This is a genomic window from Marinobacter nauticus ATCC 49840, assembly GCF_000284615.1.
Taxonomy (GTDB): Bacteria; Pseudomonadota; Gammaproteobacteria; order Pseudomonadales; family Oleiphilaceae; genus Marinobacter; species Marinobacter nauticus.
In genome coordinates, this window is sequence record NC_017067.1 from 2,881,855 (window position 1) to 2,903,564 (window position 21,710).

Genomic DNA, 21,710 nt, shown 5'->3' on the forward strand with positions numbered 1-21,710 from the left:
CTTCGGAGCTCCTTTTTTGTCGGGCACAACATGAAACTCTTACGGATACTCACCAATCAGAACGGTATTAGCCGCCGACAGGCCAAGACCCTGCTCGCCGCCGGCCGTGTTCAGGTTGATGGCGAGCGCTGCCATGACCCGGACCTGGACATCCAGCGGTTTCGTGAAGTGTGCGTTGACCAGCGAATCATCCAGAGCGCGGCCCCTGCGTATTACCTGATGCTGAACAAACCATCGGGCTATCTGAGCGCCACCCGCGATGACCAGCACCCCACCGTTATGGAACTGATTGACCCATCGCTTCGGCCACATGTGCACATCGCAGGGCGACTGGACAGGGCAAGCACCGGGCTATTGATTCTCAGCAGTGACGGAGTCTGGAGCCGACGGCTGACCGAACCGGCGGTTAAAATCCCCAAGGTATACCGGGTAACCACGGCTTACGCCATCTCACCGGAGACAGAGGATCGGTTCAGGGAAGGCATCTGGTTCGAGTACGAACAACTCAGAACCTCGCCCGCGTCGCTGGAGCCATTAGGAGAGCGGGAAGTACGGCTGACGATCTACGAGGGCCGCTATCATCAGGTAAAACGCATGTTTCACGCCGTGGGCAACCGGGTGACCTCATTGCACAGGGAAAGCATGGGCGGGCTGACTGTGGATGGGCTAGAGCCAGGCAGCTACCGCCATCTCAGCGCACAAGAGGTCAGCTCAATCGGCTGACCTCTTGCCATATCATCAGGCGCGGCTGAGGAATTTGCGCTCTTCCACGTTCACGCGAATTCGGTCACCCGTGGAAATGTGCTCAGGAACCTGTACCACCAGGCCTGTGGTCAGGCGGGCGGGTTTGGTTCTGGCGGTTGCCGAGCCACCCTTGATGGACGGGTCGGTTTCCTCAATGGTCAGTTCCACCGTCGGCGGCAGGTCAATGGCCACCGGGTTTTCGCTGACCAGAATCACCATTACCCCTTGGGTGTCCTCGGTAATGAACAGCAACTCATCCTCAATGGCACTGCGGTTGAGCATGTACTGAGTAAAGTCTTCGGTATCCATGAACACATACTCATCACCATCAGCGTAGGAGAAGGTCGCTTCCCGGCGCACCAGGTCGGCCAGATTGAGCATGTCCGAGTCCTTGAAGGTCTCATCCAGTTTCTGGTTGGTGACCACATCGTACATGCGCATCCGGTAAAGGCTGCCTCCGGCACGGCCCTGGGGCACGGAGCGCTCGATATCCTTCACGAAATAGACGCGGCCTTCGTATTCAACCGCCTGATTCTTTTTGATTTCACTTGCTTTAGGCATGACATCCGGTTCCAGAATAGTTAGTCATCACGGGCGCTGGTATACCACGACTGGCGGTAATATGCGATAGCCCTCAGCCACTCGCCTTCGACAATTCATCCCGGGTGCGCAAACGCCCCTCACGGCGTATCTGTGCCTTGGCATAACGGCGCTTCTGGTCCTCGGTTTCCGGGATTACCTGGGGCACATCCACCGGCTTGCCGTGTTCATCCAGTGCCACAAAGGTAAAGAAGGCAGACAGAATATGGCGAGTCTCGCCGGTATAGCTGTTCTCGGCCTCCACTTTCGCACCGATCTCCATGGAGGAGCCCCAACTACGGTTCAGCGACAGATTGAACAACAAGGTGTCATTGCCTTTGGCGGGAGCGCGAAAATGAATGGAATCCACCGCCGCCGTCACACAGACATGGGCCGAGTGCCGCTCCGCGACCACCAGTGCCAAGCGGTCACACTTCGCCATGATCATGCCCCCGAACACCGTATTGTGGGAGTTCATATCGTTCGGGAACACTTTATACACATGCTTTTCAATAGCTGAAGCAGAAACAGCTTTTGCAGGTTTATCGGTCATGAAACGGTCATTCCTTTGTGTGTTTACCCACACTTTCTGTGGATAACTTTGTTAGCAAGGCAAGGACATGCGATCACAGGCGGCATAAACACTGCGTTTGCGATCCCTGCGGTTAATTTGATCAGATATACTGCACGTTTTAATGACAACAACAAAGCAGGCATTACCCCCGAAAGGATTCACATACCGGAAAGGAGTTTCCCATGATCGTCTGCGGCCCTATCGTACGCCACTCCAATCGCACCATGCTCAACCTATGGCTGGTATTAGACCAGCGTCCCGAGAGCATTCAACTGAATACCTATCTGGATGATGTCAGAGCATCACCAGTTACCAGAGACTGCGACGCCGAGTTCATACCAGCAGGCGATAACTGCTATATCTGCATGCTGTCGACGGACCTTCCCCTCGACAACGCCGAGCCTTATCACCAAACCAATGAGCTCTTCTACGAAATAGTACTGGATGGCGAGCCCTTTGGAGACAGCCAGCTGCTCGCGACACTTTGCCCTGGCACGGACAAGCTGCCCAGTGTTTACCTGCCCCGGGAGCATCGGCATTTCATTCAGGCATCCTGCCGGCGTCCTCACTCCCCGGGGCAAGACAAAAAGCCGGACCAACTCGCCCGGGGCGCCCGTTTGCTGGCGGAGAATCTGCGCAAGGAGAGCCGGCCAAGCCAGCTGTTTCTGACCGGCGACCAGATCTACGCCGACGATGTGTCACCCTTGCTGCTGGATTATCTGGGCAAGCTGCAGAAACACCTTGGACTGGCCGATGATCTGAAAAACCTGCCGGCGGGCAAAGACCTGCTCCGGCTGTCGAAACTGGATGACCGGCACTGGGTAACCCGAAGCCCCTACGGATTCAGCTCCAGCGCCAAAAGCTCTCACCTGCTGACCCGTGCCGAATATCTGAGCATGTACCTGTTTGCCTTCTCAGGCGCCGGACACCAGTTTGGCCTCGACTTCGCGGGCCACGACGAACTCAAGCCACGGCTTGCCAAACAGCCCGCCAATACCCGGGATGGCCGGAACCCGCCGGTGCAATATGTCTACACGGAGCGACAACACGCAGAAGACCACCGTAATCTGTCTGGCTTTGCACATCTGGCCCGTTCGGAGGTCCGCCAACTGCTCGCCAACACGGTGACCTACATGATCTTTGATGACCATGAAGTAACCGACGACTGGAACATCTCGAAACAGAACGCCCGGCAACTGAGCACCACGCCCATTGGCCGGTATGTGCTGATCAACGCTCTGCAGACTTACTTCCTCTGCCAGCACTGGGGCAATCAGCCCTCTCTGGTGAAGTCCGAAGTGGCAAAACTCAAAACACTTCTCGAACAGAATACGCCAGCCGACCACAAAGAATGGGACTGGTTGCTTGAGCGGTACTGGGGCTACGAACTGGAACAGACACCGCCGGTGGCGGTGCTGGATACCCGCACGCACCGGGAATTCAGCAAGCGAGGCAAACACTCGCTTGGCCTGATGTCTGATCAGCAGATCCAGCAACTGGGCCAGCGACTCTCCGGGTTTCATCAATGTCGCACTCTGATTGTGGTCTCACCGACCCCCACCTACGGATTCAGTCATATCGAATACCTGCAGCTGAATTTTCCCATGTTCAAACGCACTCTGGATCGGGAACCCTGGAGTGCTGACACGGCATCGCTCGAGGCTCTGAAATCATCCTGCTGTCAGTTACCCGGTGTTGAGCATGTGGTGGTTTTCTCTGGCGACGTACACTACGCCTTTGCCCGAAGACGTCAAACCAGCCAGGGGCCCGTGCTCTGGCAGATCTGCAGCAGCGCCTGCAACAACGTACCCATGGGTGAGAATATCGGCTTGAGGGCCATCAACAGGATCGGCGAGTTACTGGGCAAAAACCAGGAACGTTACCTGCTGCCGGAAGACAGCGACTTCTTCCTGACCAGTGACCGCAACATCGGCACCTTGATGCTTGACGATCAGGGCTGCCCGGTCCAGGCGGGATTGCTGTGTGCGGGAGAAAACGGCAGTTACCAGAAGCGTTACGATCTGGTGAACTACCGGGAAACCAACTGAAGCGACGGGAGCCACCAGACAGGTGGCCCCGGCAGGGATCAGCCCAGTACGTCGAAGTGGGCTGCATCCTGCTCAATGCACCAGTCCAGCTTCTCCAGATAAGCTGCCTTGGTTTTGAGCTTCGTTTGCTTGTGGGCGCGCATGTTCAGTTGCTTCATTTGCGTTGCCACCGCGTTGGCACGTTCCGCCAACTGTTCCGGCGCCACGATTTCATCCAGGAAGCCGGCCGCGATAGCCGTTTCCGGGTTAAAGATCTCAGCGTTTACCACCGAGCGGTAGAAGTAAGGGGCCGGCATACGATGGCGCGCAATCTCAATGCCCGCATGGTGCATGGTCATACCAATGGCCACTTCATTCAGGCCGAGCTTGAATCCACCCTCTACCCCGATTCGATAATCCACTGAAAGCAGAACGAACGCGCCCTTGGCGATGGCGTGGCCACTGCAGGCGGCAATAACCGGCAGCGGGAATGCAGCCAGACGACGGGTAAACGTAGAGCCCACCTTAACCAGCGCCATGGCCTCTTTCGGGCCTTTCTGCATTTCCTTGAGATCATAGCCGCCGGAAAACATTCCCGGCTGGCCAGTGAGAATGACAATGGCCTTATCCTGCTCTGCCTGGTCCAGCGCGGCATTCAGCGCGTCAAATACCTCATGGCTCAGAGCATTAGCCTTGCCATTGTTCACGGTAATGGTGGCAATGCCGTCGTTCAGTTCGTAAGTTACGAGTTCTGTCACCTGGTTTTCCTCATCTACTGCCAGAATTAAGTGAGTGTTTGTTAACTGTATAGCGAACACCGCTCATGGGCAACGCCAAAATCCTGATCAACGGCCTCAGGCTTCTGACGCCTTCCCGGAGCCGGAGGTTCGCCGGTACATCCACGCCAGGCCAAGCAGCGCCAGCCCCAGCCCCATAAAGGCAGCAACCCGCCACAGTCCCTGCAGCCCGGCCATATCCACCAGAAAGATCTTGCCGATGACCAGACCAAGCAGAATCATTCCTGCCTTGTGCAGCAGTTCGCTCTGGTTACGTGTGGACCAAAGGATCGCGGCAATCGAGTAGAGCATACCAATCACCGAGTAGGTATAGAGCTCGCCCTCCCCCATTCCACTGGACAGAGTCATCGCACTGCCCTGCCACAGATGCCGGATTTCGAGCAAAGTGAACACCCCGAAAGCCACTGCAGCCGTACAAAGAGACCAGCGAACGGGCACAAGATCGGAGTATCGAGCGCTGGCCAGAGCCAGAAGGACCGGCGCGCCATACGCCAGCAACAGCAGATTGAATACCGGAGTACTGCCAATAGTGCCGTCGGTCCACCAGGGGTTGTGCACCACGGCAACAACGAGATAACTCAGAACAGCGATCACCGTCAGTGCCCTCGCCAGCAACCGGTAAAGCCACCCCAGCGTTCCCGCGACCCTGGACCGGAAAACGTAGACGATGCTCAAAGCGCCCCAGAGCACGGTATTGATTGACGCCTCGGTGACGCCATATTCCCGCGCAAAAATATCACCATTGTATAGCCAGTAACGAAGCTCCACGCCCAGGAACAGAACCAGCAGATGCAAGGTGACAGCTTCCAGCCAGGGCCGAATCACCTCCTTTCTGGCCAGCCAGGTAGCAGCGCCAGCAAACAGCGTGGCCCCTCCGTAGGTCCAAAGGGACCAATGCCCACCCGCATCGTAGCTCTGCAACCATGGATTGAAGGTCAGTCTCGCCACCACAATGGCCAGTAAAACCTTGAGAATCAGGAACAGCTCGGGCGCCTGGTATCGGCGTCCAAGCCAGACCAGGCTGACGAACTGAGTGGCCAGTGCCAATGTCATTGACGCTTCCTGCAACCACATGGCAACCGCCATGGAATAGCACGCGTGGGCAGCCAGTATCGCCCAGACCAGGCCAACGCGATAACCTGGCGAGTGCTCCAAGCGCCAGGCAACGACACCATAGACCGCCGCCGCCAGGAGCGCGACCAACGCCCAGTTGCCTGCAGCCTGCCCGCCCTGAACAAGCAACCAACCCAGTAACAGCCAGATAACGGGCGCCAGCATCGCCAGCGACGCCCACCGCCTCAGCTCCAGCTGCGTCCGCCACTGCCAGAGGACGCTCAATACCACCAGCACAGAGGCAAGAATCAGATAGGTGATGAAGGGCTGATGGAAACTCTGTGCCAACGGCCTGAACAGAACGTCCTGACTCAGATCGGCAGAATACACAAGCCAGCCGGCAAACGTGGCCAACACCGCGGCCCAGGGCAAAAACCACAGTCGCTGCCGGCTTTGGGGCAACAATACGGCGACCGGTAGCATCCATAGCCACGCCAGAAAAGCGGGATCATCCGTCGATTGCCAGGCAATAGACGCTCCCCAGGCCAACAATGTTGCCATCAAGGCGTCTCTTCGACGCTGCAGGGGAAGCAGGCCATCTCCGGGTAAGACCGAAAACAACAGGAAAAGCACGGGAAGATAACAGGACACCGCCAGGCCGTGGCGTCCACTAACGGCAACCAGAAGCCACCAGAGTCCGGCGCCGGCCAGGGTGCCAAACCAAAGCCAGGGACGGTAGACATACTGCATCAACAGCAGGGAGCTGACGGTGATCACAACGCTGTAACTCAGCACAAAGACGGCACTTCCGCCCTCACCCCCGACCAGCAGCGGCACCAGATAAGCACCCGATAGCCCCATAATGGCCAGCAATGGGCCATGCACAAGCGCCAGAAACATGGTCACGACGGAAACCAGTGCCAGCGCGAAAAGCGCCGGTACGGGCCCGATCAATCCATAATGATGAACGCCCGCCAACAAGGCTGCATAGAGTGTGACACTGCCACCGCCGGCCAGTGCTGCAAAGACCTGATCCGACCCCATGTGACGCCGACGAAGATATTCCGCGCCTGCATGCAGCCCCAACCCGGTCAACAACGCCATCAGCAACTGATGCACTGGTCCGATAAGTCCGGCGGAAATCGAATGGCTCACCATAAAGATCCCGGCAAGACTGACACTCAGCGCGCCAATCCAGACCATCCAGTTGGCTTTGAATGCCGCCACGCCACGGGATACCAGAGCATCCGACCGATTCACGGGAACGGCAATTGCTGTGTCTTCCGCGGCCGGCTCCCGAGATGTCTCTGCGTCTGTCGTTTCTGCCACCGAACTTGCTGGCTCCCGCACGTACCCGACATCCGCCGGCACATCCGGGGTGGCCGGCGTCACCGGATCCGGCAGAGAAACCCCGGTATCGCGAAGCCTGGAAACCTCTGCCCGGAGGTCGGCGACTTCCCGAGCCAGATCCTCGACCCGGGAGGCGTGACGGTCTCTTTGCCGGAACGCCAGAAAGCCCAGAAGTGAGCCCAAAGGCACCAGCAGCACGCCAGCTCCGATAACGAGAAAGAGTAATGCTTCCAATGGACGTTTCCTTGTCTTGTAAGTTGCGAAAGATCACTGTTAGTGACATAAAAGCAGTATTCTAGCCGCAAAGTCATGACATACTCGACATATCAGACCTTAGCCCGCGCACATCTCCGGGGGAACCAGACATGCCAGAACAATCCATCGAAATGACGCCGGACAGCTCTGTCTACAAGGCTCTGCTGGAATCCACAAAGGCGATTCCATGGAAAATCAACTGGCAGACCATGGCGTTCGAATACATCGGCCCGCAGATAGATGCATTGCTGGGCTGGCCCCAGGATAGCTGGAAAAGTGTCGAAGACTGGGCCACCCGTATGCATCCGGAGGATCAGGAGTGGGTCGTCAATTTCTGCGTCAAACAATCGGAGTGCGGCGTCGATCATGAAGCAGACTACCGCGCTCTGCATCGGGACGGTCACTATGTCTGGATACGTGACGTCGTGCATGTTGTTCGCGATGACAGTGGCGAAGTAGAAGCCCTGATCGGCTTCATGTTCGACATCAGCGAACGCAAGAAAACCGAGGAGAAGCTGATAGCCCTTCAGAAGAAACTCGAAGAGTACTCATTCAAGGATGGCCTGACCGGTTTGTCCAATCGACGGATGTTCGACACCGTTATTGAAGACACCTGGCTCAGCGCACAGCGCAACCGTCAGCCGTTATCACTGATTCTTCTCGATATCGACCATTTCAAACAATACAACGATTTATATGGCCACATTCAGGGCGACGAATGCCTGCGACGGGTTAGCTCCGTGCTAGCAAAAGCCATTAAACGCCCCAAAGACTTTGTGGGACGATTCGGTGGCGAAGAGTTCGTCATTGTTCTGCCGGAAAGCGATGCCGATGCCGCCGTGAGAGTGGCGGAGCGATGCATCAGTGAGCTGCTTCGTGAACAGATTCCCCATGCAGATAATTCGGCGAGCCAGTTGGTAACACTCAGCATGGGTATCGGTACCATTATTCCGTCGCAGAATGATTCACTAACCGAATTTCTGGCCACTGTGGATGGACGGCTCTACGAAGCAAAAGACGCAGGGAGAAACCGTATTGTTGCGGCCTGAATCACTCAGGACACAACATTAACTAACCGCAACCACTGAAAGACACAAATGTAAAGCAGAGGAATCCGAGCTGCCTCATTGAACACCGGTTGAATATCATAGTGAGCTCCCAAATTCTCAACCGAAAACGGAGCATCCTCATGAAAGGGAAACTCGGACTTTTCGCCGCCATGCTGGTTCTGGCCGGCTGTGCCACTGCTTCCGAGCAATTGCGCGTTTACACCGAACAGTATCCTCCTTATAACATGACCACCAACGGTCAGCCCTTTGCCCATTCAGAATCCGAAATCACCGGCCTCTGCACCGATGTGCTCAAAGCTGTTCTTGAAAATGCCAAGGTCGACTACAGCATCAAACTGCGTGACCTCAGCTATGGCATGAACCGCGCCCAACGGCACGAAGACCACGGTATCTACTGCGTATCCAAGACAGACGAGCGGGAGCCTTTCTTTGAATGGGTGGGACCACTCTCCAGCATCAAGTGGACCCTGTTTGCCAAGCCCGGCTCCAGCATCAAACTGGACGATCTTGAGGATGCCCGTGATTACCGTATCGGTGGCTACAAGGGCGATGTGATGACGGGATACCTGGAAGACAAAGGATTCGACGTTTCCGCCATCACCAACAATGGACTGAATGCCAAGCGGCTGGAACAGGATCAGATCGATCTATGGGTGGCCGATGGCCTGGCAGGCCCCTACCTGGCCGCCGATGCCTCCGACGTGACCGGCCTTGAGGCAGTTCTTGTTTTCCGCGAAACCCCGATGTATCTGGCCATTAACAAGGACTCTGATCCAGACCTGATCAAAGCCCTGAATACGGCTTACCAGGCCATGCAGGAAAGCGGTGAGATAGACACCATTTCGCGTTCTTACGGGCTCTGATCAAGAGCCTGCGCGTCTTCCCCGGAACCCGAAACGGATTCCGGGGCTTCGCCCCTTACAACAGCCATCCAGCCCGTCAATCGCCTACCATAGACTCCCTCATAAAACCAACCATCACAGACCTAACTGTGATGTACTCAATATTGTTACAGTTTTATTACAAACAACCGCTGTCCGGAATCCAGGACGACCCTCAGAATCCCCGCCGGCATTGTAAAAAAATGAAAAACAGGAAAACTCACAGGGATTCAAGATGTTTTCGAGCAAAACCGTTGTACTTGGATTAACCGGACTATTGCTTGCTGGCTGCGGTGGCAGTTCTTCAGACGGAGACGATAGGTCCACTTCCACCAGTCGCATCCTTAACCTGCCCAATGCGGTTGCAGCGACAAGCTATGCGTTCCGGGCCGAAATCAACACACTCTCCGGCGATATCACGTATCAGGCCAAACAACTCCCGGAATGGGCCACCATCGATCCGGCCACTGGCGAAATAACCGGAAACCCTGAGGCTGATGACGTTTCTGCAAAGGTGCCAGTTTCCATCGAGGCAACCAATGGCAAGCAAACCGTCACGCTGTCTGGTTCACTTCAGGTTGAACATACCGCAGCCTACCTGCCAACTGCTGCGCGGGATTTTTACTCACAGGATTTCGAAGGTAATAAAAGGGGACTCAGGAACGACCTCTCCGGCGGCGAACTCAAGGGTGAAGTCCAGTTTGTGCAAACTCACTCGGTCGCTCCAGCCAACAATTTCGAGCGCAATCAGGTTGACGAAACCCAGAGCAAATACATGCCGAGAATCACAGCGCTAAGGGATGCCCTGTTGTTGTTTGTTCCCGAACCGGGCCTCAACCCGACAACCGTTGATGTGGAAGTGAGTCTTCACGGCGAACCGCTCATGGCCCTGGCCATGACACACCCCAATGCTTTGCCTGAATCCGATGTGACCGGTTCCCGGGAAGTTCAGTATTCCACACAGGCCTGGTCGATCCGGCTACCTTGGGACACGATCAGGAACGGAATGTCCCTTCGCTTTGTTGCCGATCGCGATTCGGACACCTCAGTCTTTGGGGACCTCCCCGCTGGCAATATCGACATTGGCGAAGCCTCTCAGATTGTTTTCCAGAGTATTCGGCTGGGTATGCTTACCGAACCAGGCCAGGAAAACGGACACTACACTCTTCGTGACCCAATCATGGCCGCCACCGACTACTTCCAGACCATGCCTGTATCGCGATTGGTCATGGGCAGCTATGCCGACGCGGTACTTGACCGCGTCATCATCAGATCAGGTGTCATTTACGACAAAGAGGCAGATGGCGCAAGCCAGGCTGAGGGCGGTGTCTATAGCGGCGATATGCGTGAGAATGTGGCCAAGTCACAGGTCAGTGTTGGTATCAACATGGCCAACTTTGGCTATACCAGCAATCACATGAACCAGAGCCACCCCCACGTATTCAAACAGATTACCAACCACCACGCCTGGGGAATGTATCAGAATGGCAGGGTGTCCCACGGGCTGAGCGGCGGTAACGGCATCGGAACGCTCTACGCCACCAGGGGTAACGAGGCCAGTCACGAGTGGGGGCACGCCTACGGGCTGGGGCACTACCCAGGCCAGGGTCTGACCGAGGACGGCCGCTGGGCAGTACACCATGCCGACAGTGGCTGGGGCTACATCGCACACCGGGATCGTATGCGCGCCAACCTGTTCGGTGTGGATGAATCAGGCGCCTACAATTTCAAGCGCGACGCCATGTCTGGGGGTTCAGACGGTGGGCCTTTCTCGGTCTACACGCATTACACCGGCTACTCCGCCCGCATAATCCAGAACGATGTGGCACGGCTACCAGTACCGGATACCAGTTTCCCTTCAGGTTACAAGAAGTGGAACACAACCACGGGGCAGTATGAGAACTTCAGCAGTTCACACCCTGCACCGGTAGAGGTTGGCGTTCCGGTGGCCACTATCCTCGGTGGCTACGATCCCGATGGCACAGCCGCTGTCATTTACCCGGTTTTCCACGGCAACTACGGCAACGTATTTGAACTGCCGAAGCCAGACCTGAGCGCTGCCGGCGACCTTTGCTGGGTGGAAGTCAGCAACGCCGAAGGCAAGCAGAAGCAGGTTTCCGTGGCCCCGGACCGGCACAATGCCGGCAGTATCAATCAGCTGCACTTCAATCTGCATGCCGATTTCAGGCCGACCAGCGCCAGCCTGTTCTGTCGACGTGATGGCGACATCCAGACTCTGACCCAAACAAGCTTTGACGGATCAATTCCTGAACTGCCTCCGGTTGGCATCGTTGGTCAGGACACAGGCTATCAACAGCTGCGCGCACGCGAAATAGCCGAGGTTGAAACGTTGTTGGCGGCGTTGGACAACGCCCAGTTCGCGGTGATGAGCGGTGAACTTGCAACCCTGGTTGCAAGCTATACCGATACTGAGTTGCAGAATGAATTGTCGACTGAAGCCTGGCAGCGCCTTGAACAACTGAAGGAACAGGACGAGGCAACCCGAGAGATTGCCGTCATTCTCGAACAGGCCCGGCGTGCCAACCTGACGGTGTCGGAAACCCGGAGCCGGCTGCTTCACGCGCTCATCGAAAACGGCTTGATTGACTCGGCCGATGATCTGGTCCCCAGCGGTGACGTCATTCGCGGCAACAATCTGTTCTTCGATAGCAACCTTGATGAAGATGGCTATGTGGCTCTCACGCCGCTGCCTCAGGATCTTGACAGCACTCCCCGCTGGACCATGGACCTGAAAGGCCGGATCCATCCGACGGCTACTCCCTGGGAATGCCTGACGCCTGTCAGCGGCAGGCTCGGACTGACCTTATGCCAGGCCGATAATGCCAACCAGCGCTGGCAATACAATGAGGAAAACCAGCAGTTGCGGAACGAGGGAAGCGGGCGTTGCCTGGACTACGCCCACCACAATACTACCCTGATCACCTATGGTTGTACCGGCAGCTGGAACCAGACGTGGTCTGGCGTCTCCGTATCACACAACCGACTGTTGTCCCTGCTGGACGGCGCCCTTTTGGCAGAGGTGTATGAAACGCTTTTGACGGATTGATTCCTGGGCCCACCGATTGGCCGGGGCTGAAGCGCCCCGGCCACTCTATTTCAGGCATTGCTCACCTGAAACTGACCGGTCAGGTTTTTCAGCTTGTTTGCCGACACGTGCGTCATCTCAGAACTGGCCGTCAACCCCGCGATCACCGTCGTCATGAAGCTTACGCTGTCAGCAACGCCACTGGTCTGGGCACTCTGGACCGCGTTGGTTTCCGCAATGCCCGAGATCGCCCGGAAGAGCTTGTCGACCATGTGATGCAGTTCGGCATTGTCATCCGACGCCGCCCGGGCCTGAGCCAGACGGGCCTCCATCTCTGCCATGCCTTCTTCCATTGTGGTTACGGCGCGCTGAGTTTCTTCCCGCACCCGATACAGACGCTCATCAATTTCCGTCGTGGCCTGGGCTGTCCGACTGGCCAGTTGCCGGACCTCATCGGCGACGACTGCAAATCCCCGCCCTGCCTCACCAGCCCGAGCCGCTTCTATGGCTGCATTGAGCGCTAGAAGATTGGTCTGGGCAGCAATGTCGTTAATCATTTCAGCCGCCTTGCCGATCTCGTCCGTGCGTTCACTCGCGGCGCGAATACCCTCGGCCGAACGCACGATAACGTCGCGAATGCTCTCGGTTTCACGGCTGACACGGGCAAACTGATCTTTGGCACGAGCCACCACATCTTCCATGCTAACTCGCATTTCCTGCGCTGTGGTCGAGGCATTTTCGATTTCGTTCTGCTGCAGATCAGCGCCCTTCAGCATCTGCTCTATGTCGTGTACCACCTGCTGAATCTTTTCATCCGCCTGGCGGTTCTGACCCACAAGGTGTTCACTGGCGGAGCGGGATTCACCCGCAAGACTGATGACCTGACCCACCATGCCGTCGAGGGTATCCAGAAAGCTGTTCATCCAGCGCGCGAGATCCCCGCTCTCATCCCGCTTGGTCTTGCCGACATCGAGACGCTGGCGCAGATTCCCGCCTCCTTCGGCAATGTTCCGTATGACATCCGCGAGTGATGACAGACTATCTGCCAATGGCTTGGCGGAACTTGCCCGGAAGATGACAAGCCCCAGGAGCGCAACCATCGCGTTCACGGAGGCTTCCAGCCACAGAGGAGCACCGCTTGCCGAAACCGCAACGTTGGCTGCCCAGATAAGCGCCATAAGGACCCCGAGCCGCGCCGTCAGTCGATAGCTGACCGAACGTTTCCGATACACCTCCTCCAGGTCGCCTTCACACATCATGCCCCAACGATCAGGAGACCCGGGTAACTGGAAGGTCACGCCCTTGCCAATCACCGGTATATGGCGATAGTCGGAATAGCCGGGGTACTTAACGTAGAGGTTTTCACCACGGGCCATGGTTTCCCGTACCCCCGGGTGCAACTGCCCCGTAGCCGGGTCGGTAAAACGTATTTCGAATTCGGTGTGTTCCCGAATCCGTACTGTACCGAAGCCCGTACGGATTCCGTCTTTGAGGTTGTCGCCGTGACTGAAGGTAGCGTCTTCAAACCGCGAGCGCGACAGGGCAACTCCCGGTCTGATCGATGGATCAAACTGACTCTCGATCATGAAAATGTAGTTGTCGCCAGACTCTTCAAAAATGTGCCCGGCCTCGCGCTGAATCAGGTCACTCATGACATCGTTCGGAACCCGGGCACAGACTGCTGCTGCCTGATTGCCAGCAAGAGCGACCGGCTGGTAGAACATCAGCGTGACATCGTCATGAAATCTGGAAGTTGTGGCACCAAGCTGCAAGGTGACCGGGTCACTGTAGGGCCCGTGGAGAAACCGCTCTCTCACCCCTCGTTGCACGGCCGTGGGCATGAGGCCTGCGGCTCCGTTTCTGCCGGTCACCGTCGAGGCGACAACAGAGCCATCTTCTTTCACAACGAAAAGCTCGGAAATTTCCCGGAGGCGCGTAACGGCCGAATCCAGTACCTCTGAAATGCTATCGTGTTCGCTACCCTCAAGTCGTGCCGCAAGCCCCTCAAGGAAGGCCCACTTGCCATTTGCCCAGTTAATCAGCGCTTCGCGACGGGTTTTCGCGATGCTCTCGAATATCTCTTCATTCGTTGCATATTGCTGGCGGTTCAAAAAACAGGACCATCCCATCCGCAATTTACCTGTGGCCCCAAACCAGGGCAACCAGCCCCGCTCATCGGATGAAAGGTTCATGGAATCACTGCGTAAAGTCATAGCGCGCCTTCCTCAATCGGTACTGCATGCCTGCACTACAACGATGTGGTGCAAACATACCTGCTTTCAGAAGGAAGCTAAGCAAAGAGCGGGCCTGAACCGGCGGACCGGTCAAAACCTGAAGGGAAGTAGCAACTGCCGGATTCAAACGATGAGAGAGGCGCACCATCGGGGTGCGCCATCAAAAATATGCACTAAAGAAGGGCAAGGCGCCCCTGGGCTCAGCGGGTCTTCAGATTCTCCAGAAACTCAGCCATTTCTGCTTGCATGTCGACAACACGTTGCCGCCATTCCGCCTTGTAGGCCGCAAACTCCTCGCTCAATTCGCTCAATTGCAGCTGGGCTTCGGCGGCGGTCGCGGTGCTCTCCGCAAGCGTTTTCAAGTTGACTTCAGACAACTGCTCCCGCTGGTCTTCAAGCCTGATTACCGTTTCGTTCAAGGTACGTCTGTCCTGCGGCGTTGCAGATGGGGTAGATTTAAGCGCTTCCCGCAGGGATTCAGACAGCTCTTCCAGATGCTGGCTCAGCTGGTCACCGTACTCTTCAGCCAACGCCGACATATCTTCATTCATACTCTGGGCCTGTTGCTGCAACTCCCGCCCCAGCCTCTCAAGCTCTACCGCCATCTCATCGGATTGATTTGCCCAGCGACTCTTGAGATCTTCACCCAGTTTTTCCAGCTGCCCAACAAGACTTCCCCAAACTGGGCCCTGTTTCAGGGCATCGCCGGTGCGATAATAATCCACCAGCCAGTCGTCACCTTTACGTACCAGATAGGTTAAGGACTCCGTGGCTTCGTTCTGGCCCTCCAGACCACTCAGGGTGGTGGTTACCCGGGCCAGATTATCATCAATGACCACACGCCCCCACTCAATGCTCACGTTCTGCCATTGCTGTTCAAAACCATCGAATGCCGCTTCATCGACCAGGGTTGAATAATCTGCGGCCGCTTCAGCATCCTCTTCAAGTACAGCTTGCCAAAACGCTTCCGATACTTCCTGGGGCGATTCCGGGCGACTGCACCCTGTCGCCATGAGCACGGAAAACACCAGAAAAGGAAAAAGTACATATTTCATTGATCAACCTCATCGATCGCTCGGGAACAGTGACCCGGATTTTACATCAGGTGAAGGACAGCATTAGCGACGATTGCCCATCGTTAAGATATCGTCGTACTCCCACACTCTCACCACTGCACCGCCCGAAGTGATTCCGCTAATGGTCTCGAGCTCGTTGACCATGGCCGACGCGACGGCTTCCGCTTCAATCGCCCGATATTTTCTCAGTGGCCCGATCAACGCCCGATTCGCAACCGGCATGACGGCCACACCAAGAGCCTCGGCCGTTCGAGCCTCCTTGCGCGGCCCCAGCAACAGGCTCGGGTGGTAAATCGCAAGATAAGGAAATTTCAGCGCCCGGACATTGTCCTCAAGCTCTCCTTTGACTCGATTGTAGAAAACCGGGGATTGCGACGATGCTCCGATGGCCGACATCAGAATCAATGCCCGTGCACCGGCGTTACGGGCCATCTGAGCTGCCTTCAATGCATAGTCATGATCGACCTTGCGAAAGGCTTCTCTGGAGCCTGCCTTTTTCAGGGTTGTTCCAAGGCAACAGATCAGGACATCCACCTGGAAAGCGTCAGGCTGAGCCTCCATCGCATCAAAATCCATGAAGCGCTGCTCCAGTTTCGGATTTTCCACGACCATCGGCCGGCGAACCGGAGCGATCACAGTTGATATCTCCGGCTGCTGGAGGAGTTTCTCCACCACCATGCCTCCGGTCAGGCCGGTAGCGCCTAAAACCATCACTTTCATTCAGTGTCCCCTGTGTTCATCGCTTCTGATTGGTTGCCGGATTGCGTAGGATGATACTCGTAAACACCCGAATCCGAGCTCTCAACACGTGCCACTATGCTGAAATTATCCAATGCCGTCGAACTGGCAGACTGGGAAATCCAGATTACGCAGATACGGTCCCAGGGGGCAGGCGGCCAGAATGTGAATAAGGTTGCCTCTGCCGTTCACCTCCGGTTCGACGTCCTGCATTCCACCCTGCCGCCGTTTTACAAAGAACGTTTGATGGCATTGTCCGACCAGCGCATCAGTAAAGACGGCGTGATTGTGATCAAGGGGCAGTCTTTCCGCACGTTTGAGCAGAACAAAGAGGACGCGCTGAACCGACTCAAGACTCTCATTCAGGAGGCAATAAAGCCGCAAAAAGCCCGCCGGCCAACACGGCCTACGAAATCCTCCCAACGGCGGCGTGTGGATAACAAAACCCGCCGTGGGGAGATCAAATCCCTGAGGGGAAAAGTAAAAACCTAAGTCAGCCCCTGCTCTTTCGCCAGGGCTGCGGCGGCCCGGGGACCGGTCCACAGAGAAGGGAGAATAATCAACGACACCGGAATGGCTGTGATGACAATGAACTGTTGCAACACGCCAATCTGACCGGCACCCATATAGAGAAGAATCGCGGCCATCAGTGCCATGGCGCCACCCCAGAAAACCCGAATCCAGGGTTGCGGCTCGTCATGGCCAGCCCCAACCATCGCAATGGAGTAGCTCATCGAATCTCCGGTTGTCGCCACAAAGATAGTGGTCAACAACAGGATGGCGGCCGCCATCCAGGTGCCTCCCGGCAGTGCCTGCGCAACCGTCAATGTGGCGACATCAAACTGAAAGCTGTTGAGGGCGTCGGTCAAATCAAACGTGCCAGACAGCTGATGATAGATGCCGGATCCACCCAGCAACGTGAACCAGATGGTCGTAGCGATGGGTGCCAGTATGGCGACCGCCATGGTGGTTTCACGGACGGTTCTACCCCGTGAGATTCTCGATACAAACACTGCCATCAAGGGGGTATAGCCAATAAACCAGGCAAAGAAAAACACCGTCCACCACTTCATCCACCAATCGGGCGCCGTTTGTGCTGTCATCGTGGCCATGGAGAAAAACGAGCCCAGATACTGCCCCATGGATTGCACGTAGACATCCGTAAGGAATAGCGTTGGGCCAAACACAAATATAACGCCGGCGATGACCAGCGCCAGGATGACGTTGAAACGACTGAGCAGCTGGATACCCCGATGCAGTCCGGTCATTGCGGATGTCATGTATACCCCGGCCAGCACGGTCAGAACCATGAGCTGGGTGCCATAATCATCGGAGACACCAAAAAGCTCATGCAAGCCAAAGCTCATCTGTGTCGCCAGAAAGCCGATCGGGCCCACGGTGCCGGCAACCACGGCGATCACGCAGGCAGCATCCACGACTCCGCCCAGGCGCCCGCGGACGACGCATTCACCTAAAACGGGATAAAGCAGCGTACGTGGCTGCAGCGGCTGCCCTTGGGAGTAATGCGCGCGCGAGAGCACGATGGCCGTTAATGAACCAAGTACAGCCCAGGCGAGAAACCCCCAGTGCATAAATGACTGGGCTAGCGCAGGTGCAACGGCGGCAGGGGATGCGGCCTCGGTGTCAAATGCCGGCGGGGTGACCACAAAATGATAGACCGGCTCACCAGCTGCGAAGAAGACTCCACCACCGGCCAGCAACGTACACATGATCATCGATAGCCAGCGGAACCGGCCAATCTCCGGCTCATCCAGCCCTCCAATCCTGGCCCGACCGGCCCCGCTTACGCCCGTGGCAACCGCCACAAAAAACGTGAGCAGCAGGAGCAGCTGGAAAAAAGAACCAAGATATTTTGCGGTCCACGAAAAACCGTGACCAATCAGGTCAGCCACGTAATCGGCATCGACAACAGAAGCACCAACAAACAGCAGAATAAAGCCAATGGTCAGAACCAGCACAACGGGATCACTGTCGCTCCAGACGCTCTCGCTTGCCTTGGGTTTAGGGATAGTCTCGGCGGTCATTGGGAATGGGTCCTTGCGGCAAAAAGGGCGCGACACTACCGGAACTCTCAAGCGATTGCACCCAACTACGGGGAATTACGAACCTGCACGGCTGCGGATCACTCAGCGGTTTGCCCACAGAATCTGTGGATAACTCTGTGCGAAGTCTCAGGATAGGTTCGCCCGACCCTCGTCATCCCTGGGGCGCCCAATGTTGGAGGCAATTTGATCAGGTTGTCCGATTCCGCCAACGGGGCCTGACAAGCTGACGCAAATGAGCACAGAAATTCGAGGCGGCTATGGCACGATGAAAACTCAGCCACTCTCTGAAAGAGGTGATTCATGATTGGCTTTCCGGTCGCCCTGATTTTTGCCAACGGCGTTGAATGGTATGCCCATAAATACATCCTCCACGGGACCCCACGGCCGGGAAAACCCAGATACAGCCCGGTACCGAAGTCCATGAAAAGCCACTGGCAGCACCACAAGATCGTACGCACCACGGATTACCGCGACGAAGGCTATGAAGAAGGGCTGTCCAACTGGCGTACCCGGAACGAAGTCACCTCACTGCTTGCGCTCACTGCGGTTACCTCTATGGCACTACCGGTAGCCCCGTTTTTTACACTGGGCACCTACTATGCGGCCGGCCGGTACTTCTATGTGCACCGGCGCTCTCACCTGGAACCCGAGTGGGGAAAGAAGGCCATTCCCTGGCATTACGATCACCATATGAACACCAATCAGGACGCCAACTGGTGCGTCACCCGTCCCTGGTTCGACTACATCATGGGGACCCGTATCAAAGCAAATCCGGAGCTTGCCGAGTCCAACCCTTTGGGTATCAACCTGCCCTCGATCATCGAGAACCCCATGAACCGGTTTTTGAACAAGTGTTTTCCACAGCTACGGATGAACCTACAGGGCTGATTGGTTTTGCCCACAGAATCTGTGGATAACGTTGTTGGCAACGACAGGATAGGCAGTGCAAAGCGTGCAGTGGCAGGCCCTGGCGGAAAGCGCAGGTAAAATGATCAATCTGAACAGATGGGCGCTTCGCCAGGTTGGGTGGGTGTTGGCACACCCACCAATAGCTTGTTTTTTGGTCGCTTCAGGCGGGAACAGTGGCTTCGATATCGTTGCCTGATTCGGTATCACCTTTGCCCAAAAGAATATCCCGGAACGAAAGATAATACGCGCCCGCGAGAACCGCACCCCAGACAAATGACACGATAATTGTAATCACCGTCATGCCAACAACCGATGCGGTTGAAGCACCAATTGCGAACGTGGGGAACAGTACCAGTTGAGTAACAACCATCGCGTTTACAGCAAAGAAAAGCAGTACAAACAAGTTCTTGAAGCACGCGCGCAGGCTATTACGAACAGCCTCTAAAGCCCCCTGTCTGGCAACCACAATCAACGGGATTGCATAGAAGAACAACGCACCGAACAGAACCAGCGCGCCAAGCACTGCAATGAACATGAGCAGAATCGCAGCAATACCTGCTGAGGGCCCGAAGCCATCATCCATGAAACCACCCATGCCATAGCGGCTAACAGATGAAAACGAAAAATCGGCAATACTTGCGATCACGTAGCCAATAACGGACAGTACAATGCCGACGACAATCATCATCACTACCATCAGGAAAGTATGAATGATCGTGTGCCCGCTGAAGCCGGAAAACACCTGGGTAAACCGGGGAGTCGCCTCGGCTGCGCTGTGGAACAGAGCCACCATACCGGCGTTGAGTAGCAGCGTTACGAAAATGCTGACAATCACCAGCACCACGGTGCCAAAGACACTGCCACCGGAAATCATCTCCATCGCACCATATTGAATCAGCGCCGGAACAAGAAACACCAGCAGATAGGCGGGCAGAATCACGCCCCAGTTACTGCGCAGCAGTCGCACCGCCGCCGAAATCCAGTTCAGTGGTGGGCCGGCCGGAACTTTTCTCGGGATAACAGGGGTGTCATAAGAAGTATCGGTTGGGGTGCTCACAGCAGGAAGTCCTTAATGTGTTTTCCAGGAATGTCGACCATGTAGATGGCCCGTCCAAGGGGGCGGACGTTAACAAAACCTGCCGTTTAGCAATGCCCAATATTGTCCTGCTTCCTTGTAGGACATTGACCATTGAACCAAAAAGCTGGATCACCGTCCCGCAGACCGAAACAGCACATCGTTTCCAATCAAAGCCAACAATGGCCCGTCCCTGGTTCGACTACATCATGGGGACCCGCATTAAAGCGAACCCGGACCTCGCGGAATGCAACCCTCTCGGAGTGAAGTTACGCACCTTTGTCTAACAACCGTTGAACCGTCTATTTCATCGTCTTTTTTGGTAGTGCAATCATAAATTGTCCGAACCTAAACATAAGCGAACATTCACGGCTGCTCTTTCGCACACGCTTCTTTCAACAAAAACACTTCGATATTTATCAAATCGTCTAACTGAGAAGCTGGCTTTTTGGTTTGGCTATGTACTGCAAGAAGGTCCGGGCTGTTCTTGGCGTTTGGAATGTCTTGTCAACAGCGCAAAGAAAAGCAGAACAATCAAATTGCCTCTTGCACATCTACCTACTAATAGGTAGATTAATTGGCGCATGTTTAATGACCAACAGAGGCAATCAATGAAAATCTACGATATCGAAGGCTTCCCGAACCCGCTCCGCGTTCGCATCGCTCTGGCAGAAAAAGGCGCAACAAACCAGGTGGAATTCGTCCCGGTCGATGTCATGGGCGGCGAGCACCGTTCCGAGGCGTTCAAGACGAAAAACCCGGATGCCACCGTGCCCATGCTGGAACTTGACGACGGCACCTGCATCGCCCAGTGCAATGCCATCACCGAATATATCGACGGCGTCTTTGATGGTCCGTCCCTTATGGGTACAACCCCAGCGGAGCGTGCCCGTATCGCAATGATGAATCTGCGGGCAGAAAACGGTCTGATGAACGCCGTGGGTGCCTATTTCCACCACGCGACCCCGGGGCTTGGTCCGGATCTGGAAACCTGGCAATGCGCTGAGTGGGGTAATAAACAGAAAGAAATTGCCAGCGCAACCATGGCCTACCTTGACAGCGTTCTGGCGGACAACGAGTTTCTCGCAGGCGACAGCTTCTCGGTCGCAGACATCACCGCCTTTGCCGGCCTGGGGTTTGCGGATTTCGCGAAGGTTGACATTCCCGAGTCTCTGACCAATCTCCAGGCCTGGCGCGCAAAAGTCGCAGCCCGTCCTTCAATTGCCGGGTAATCCG

Annotated in this window: 17 protein-coding genes; 8 read left to right on the forward strand and 9 right to left on the reverse strand. The window is 56.0% G+C overall.

The window, feature by feature from the left end; translation table 11 throughout:
* Nucleotides 1-30 precede the first annotated feature (30 nt).
* Nucleotides 31-723, forward strand: a complete 693-nt coding sequence (locus MARHY_RS13395; protein ID WP_014422264.1) for a pseudouridine synthase — start codon at nt 31-33, stop codon at nt 721-723.
* Between the two features lie 15 nt (nt 724-738).
* On the opposite strand, the gene efpL is transcribed toward MARHY_RS13395, so the two are convergent.
* The gene (efpL, locus tag MARHY_RS13400; protein ID WP_011786351.1) at nt 739-1,305 is read right to left on the reverse strand and encodes an elongation factor P-like protein EfpL; all 567 of its coding nucleotides are present in this window, start codon (nt 1,303-1,305) and stop codon (nt 739-741) included.
* A gap of 73 nt (nt 1,306-1,378) precedes the next feature.
* Nucleotides 1,379-1,876 (reverse strand): acyl-CoA thioesterase, encoded by a 498-nt coding sequence (locus MARHY_RS13405; RefSeq protein ID WP_011786352.1) that lies wholly within the window; start codon nt 1,874-1,876, stop codon nt 1,379-1,381.
* 203 nt (nt 1,877-2,079) lie between these two features.
* On the opposite strand from MARHY_RS13405, the gene MARHY_RS13410 reads away from it, so the two are divergent.
* Nucleotides 2,080-3,945 (forward strand): alkaline phosphatase D family protein, encoded by a 1,866-nt coding sequence (locus MARHY_RS13410; protein ID WP_014422265.1) that lies wholly within the window; start codon nt 2,080-2,082, stop codon nt 3,943-3,945.
* Between the two features lie 38 nt (nt 3,946-3,983).
* Here MARHY_RS13410 and MARHY_RS13415 read toward each other — a convergent pair whose 3' ends face one another.
* Together MARHY_RS13415 and MARHY_RS13420 are read right to left on the reverse strand one after the other, a co-directional pair.
* Nucleotides 3,984-4,682, reverse strand: coding sequence for a crotonase/enoyl-CoA hydratase family protein (locus MARHY_RS13415; RefSeq protein ID WP_041654900.1), 699 nt, complete (start codon nt 4,680-4,682; stop codon nt 3,984-3,986).
* A gap of 96 nt (nt 4,683-4,778) precedes the next feature.
* The gene (locus tag MARHY_RS13420; RefSeq protein ID WP_014422267.1) at nt 4,779-7,358 is read right to left on the reverse strand and encodes a DUF2339 domain-containing protein; all 2,580 of its coding nucleotides are present in this window, start codon (nt 7,356-7,358) and stop codon (nt 4,779-4,781) included.
* Between the two features lie 131 nt (nt 7,359-7,489).
* Between MARHY_RS13420 and MARHY_RS13425 the strand changes: the two genes are divergently transcribed.
* The 3 genes from MARHY_RS13425 to MARHY_RS13435 all read left to right on the forward strand — a co-directional run bounded on the left by MARHY_RS13425 (nt 7,490) and on the right by MARHY_RS13435 (nt 12,397).
* Nucleotides 7,490-8,428 carry a sensor domain-containing diguanylate cyclase gene (locus MARHY_RS13425; protein ID WP_014422268.1) on the forward strand — a complete coding sequence of 313 codons (939 nt, stop codon included), beginning with the start codon at nt 7,490-7,492 and terminating at the stop codon, nt 8,426-8,428.
* Between the two features lie 140 nt (nt 8,429-8,568).
* On the forward strand, nt 8,569-9,312 hold the full coding sequence (locus tag MARHY_RS13430) for a substrate-binding periplasmic protein (protein WP_011786357.1): 744 nt from the start codon (nt 8,569-8,571) through the stop codon (nt 9,310-9,312).
* A 253-nt stretch (nt 9,313-9,565) separates the two neighbouring features.
* Nucleotides 9,566-12,397 carry a M66 family metalloprotease gene (locus MARHY_RS13435; protein WP_014422270.1) on the forward strand — a complete coding sequence of 944 codons (2,832 nt, stop codon included), beginning with the start codon at nt 9,566-9,568 and terminating at the stop codon, nt 12,395-12,397.
* A 50-nt stretch (nt 12,398-12,447) separates the two neighbouring features.
* Here MARHY_RS13435 and MARHY_RS13440 read toward each other — a convergent pair whose 3' ends face one another.
* From MARHY_RS13440 to MARHY_RS13450, 3 genes are all read right to left on the reverse strand, one after another.
* A complete protein-coding gene (locus MARHY_RS13440) occupies nt 12,448-14,589 on the reverse strand; it encodes a methyl-accepting chemotaxis protein (protein WP_041654901.1) in 2,142 nt (713 codons plus the stop codon).
* A gap of 221 nt (nt 14,590-14,810) precedes the next feature.
* A complete protein-coding gene (locus MARHY_RS13445; protein WP_014422273.1) occupies nt 14,811-15,665 on the reverse strand; it encodes a hypothetical protein in 855 nt (284 codons plus the stop codon).
* A 63-nt stretch (nt 15,666-15,728) separates the two neighbouring features.
* Entirely contained in the window at nt 15,729-16,406 is a 678-nt protein-coding gene (locus tag MARHY_RS13450) for an NAD(P)H-binding protein (RefSeq protein WP_014422274.1), read from the reverse strand.
* Nucleotides 16,407-16,502: 96 nt separating this feature from the next.
* On the opposite strand from MARHY_RS13450, the gene arfB reads away from it, so the two are divergent.
* Nucleotides 16,503-16,916, forward strand: coding sequence for an alternative ribosome rescue aminoacyl-tRNA hydrolase ArfB (arfB, locus tag MARHY_RS13455; RefSeq protein WP_014422275.1), 414 nt, complete (start codon nt 16,503-16,505; stop codon nt 16,914-16,916).
* Here the strand turns inward: arfB and MARHY_RS13460 are convergent.
* Nucleotides 16,913-18,469, reverse strand: a complete 1,557-nt coding sequence (locus MARHY_RS13460) for a BCCT family transporter (RefSeq protein WP_014422276.1) — start codon at nt 18,467-18,469, stop codon at nt 16,913-16,915. The two genes, arfB and MARHY_RS13460, sit on opposite strands and share 4 nt — an antisense overlap.
* Before the next feature lie 321 nt (nt 18,470-18,790).
* Here MARHY_RS13460 and MARHY_RS13465 point away from each other — a divergent pair, with 321 nt between their 5' ends.
* Nucleotides 18,791-19,378: a sterol desaturase family protein gene (locus MARHY_RS13465; protein WP_014422277.1), complete on the forward strand. Its 588-nt coding sequence runs from the start codon at nt 18,791-18,793 to the stop codon at nt 19,376-19,378.
* A 181-nt stretch (nt 19,379-19,559) separates the two neighbouring features.
* Here the strand turns inward: MARHY_RS13465 and MARHY_RS13470 are convergent, their stop codons facing one another.
* Nucleotides 19,560-20,456, reverse strand: coding sequence for a hypothetical protein (locus MARHY_RS13470; protein ID WP_014422278.1), 897 nt, complete (start codon nt 20,454-20,456; stop codon nt 19,560-19,562).
* A gap of 629 nt (nt 20,457-21,085) precedes the next feature.
* Between MARHY_RS13470 and MARHY_RS13480 the strand changes: the two genes are divergently transcribed.
* On the forward strand, nt 21,086-21,706 hold the full coding sequence (locus MARHY_RS13480) for a glutathione S-transferase family protein (protein ID WP_041654905.1): 621 nt from the start codon (nt 21,086-21,088) through the stop codon (nt 21,704-21,706).
* Nucleotides 21,707-21,710: the final 4 nt, after the last annotated feature.

Coding starts and splice junctions, on each gene's coding strand:
- MARHY_RS13480 (WP_041654905.1), top strand. CDS start 21,086: ATGAAAATCTACGATATCGAAGGCTTCCCGAACCCGCTCCGCGTTCGC.
- MARHY_RS13425 (WP_014422268.1), top strand. CDS start 7,490: ATGCCAGAACAATCCATCGAAATGACGCCGGACAGCTCTGTCTACAAG.
- MARHY_RS13395 (WP_014422264.1), top strand. CDS start 31: ATGAAACTCTTACGGATACTCACCAATCAGAACGGTATTAGCCGCCGA.
- MARHY_RS13465 (WP_014422277.1), top strand. CDS start 18,791: ATGATTGGCTTTCCGGTCGCCCTGATTTTTGCCAACGGCGTTGAATGG.
- arfB (WP_014422275.1), top strand. CDS start 16,503: ATGCTGAAATTATCCAATGCCGTCGAACTGGCAGACTGGGAAATCCAG.
- MARHY_RS13405 (WP_011786352.1), bottom strand. CDS start 1,876: ATGACCGATAAACCTGCAAAAGCTGTTTCTGCTTCAGCTATTGAAAAG.
- MARHY_RS13430 (WP_011786357.1), top strand. CDS start 8,569: ATGAAAGGGAAACTCGGACTTTTCGCCGCCATGCTGGTTCTGGCCGGC.
- MARHY_RS13410 (WP_014422265.1), top strand. CDS start 2,080: ATGATCGTCTGCGGCCCTATCGTACGCCACTCCAATCGCACCATGCTC.
- MARHY_RS13445 (WP_014422273.1), bottom strand. CDS start 15,665: ATGAAATATGTACTTTTTCCTTTTCTGGTGTTTTCCGTGCTCATGGCG.
- MARHY_RS13440 (WP_041654901.1), bottom strand. CDS start 14,589: ATGACTTTACGCAGTGATTCCATGAACCTTTCATCCGATGAGCGGGGC.
- MARHY_RS13435 (WP_014422270.1), top strand. CDS start 9,566: ATGTTTTCGAGCAAAACCGTTGTACTTGGATTAACCGGACTATTGCTT.
- efpL (WP_011786351.1), bottom strand. CDS start 1,305: ATGCCTAAAGCAAGTGAAATCAAAAAGAATCAGGCGGTTGAATACGAA.
- MARHY_RS13460 (WP_014422276.1), bottom strand. CDS start 18,469: ATGACCGCCGAGACTATCCCTAAACCCAAGGCAAGCGAGAGCGTCTGG.
- MARHY_RS13450 (WP_014422274.1), bottom strand. CDS start 16,406: ATGAAAGTGATGGTTTTAGGCGCTACCGGCCTGACCGGAGGCATGGTG.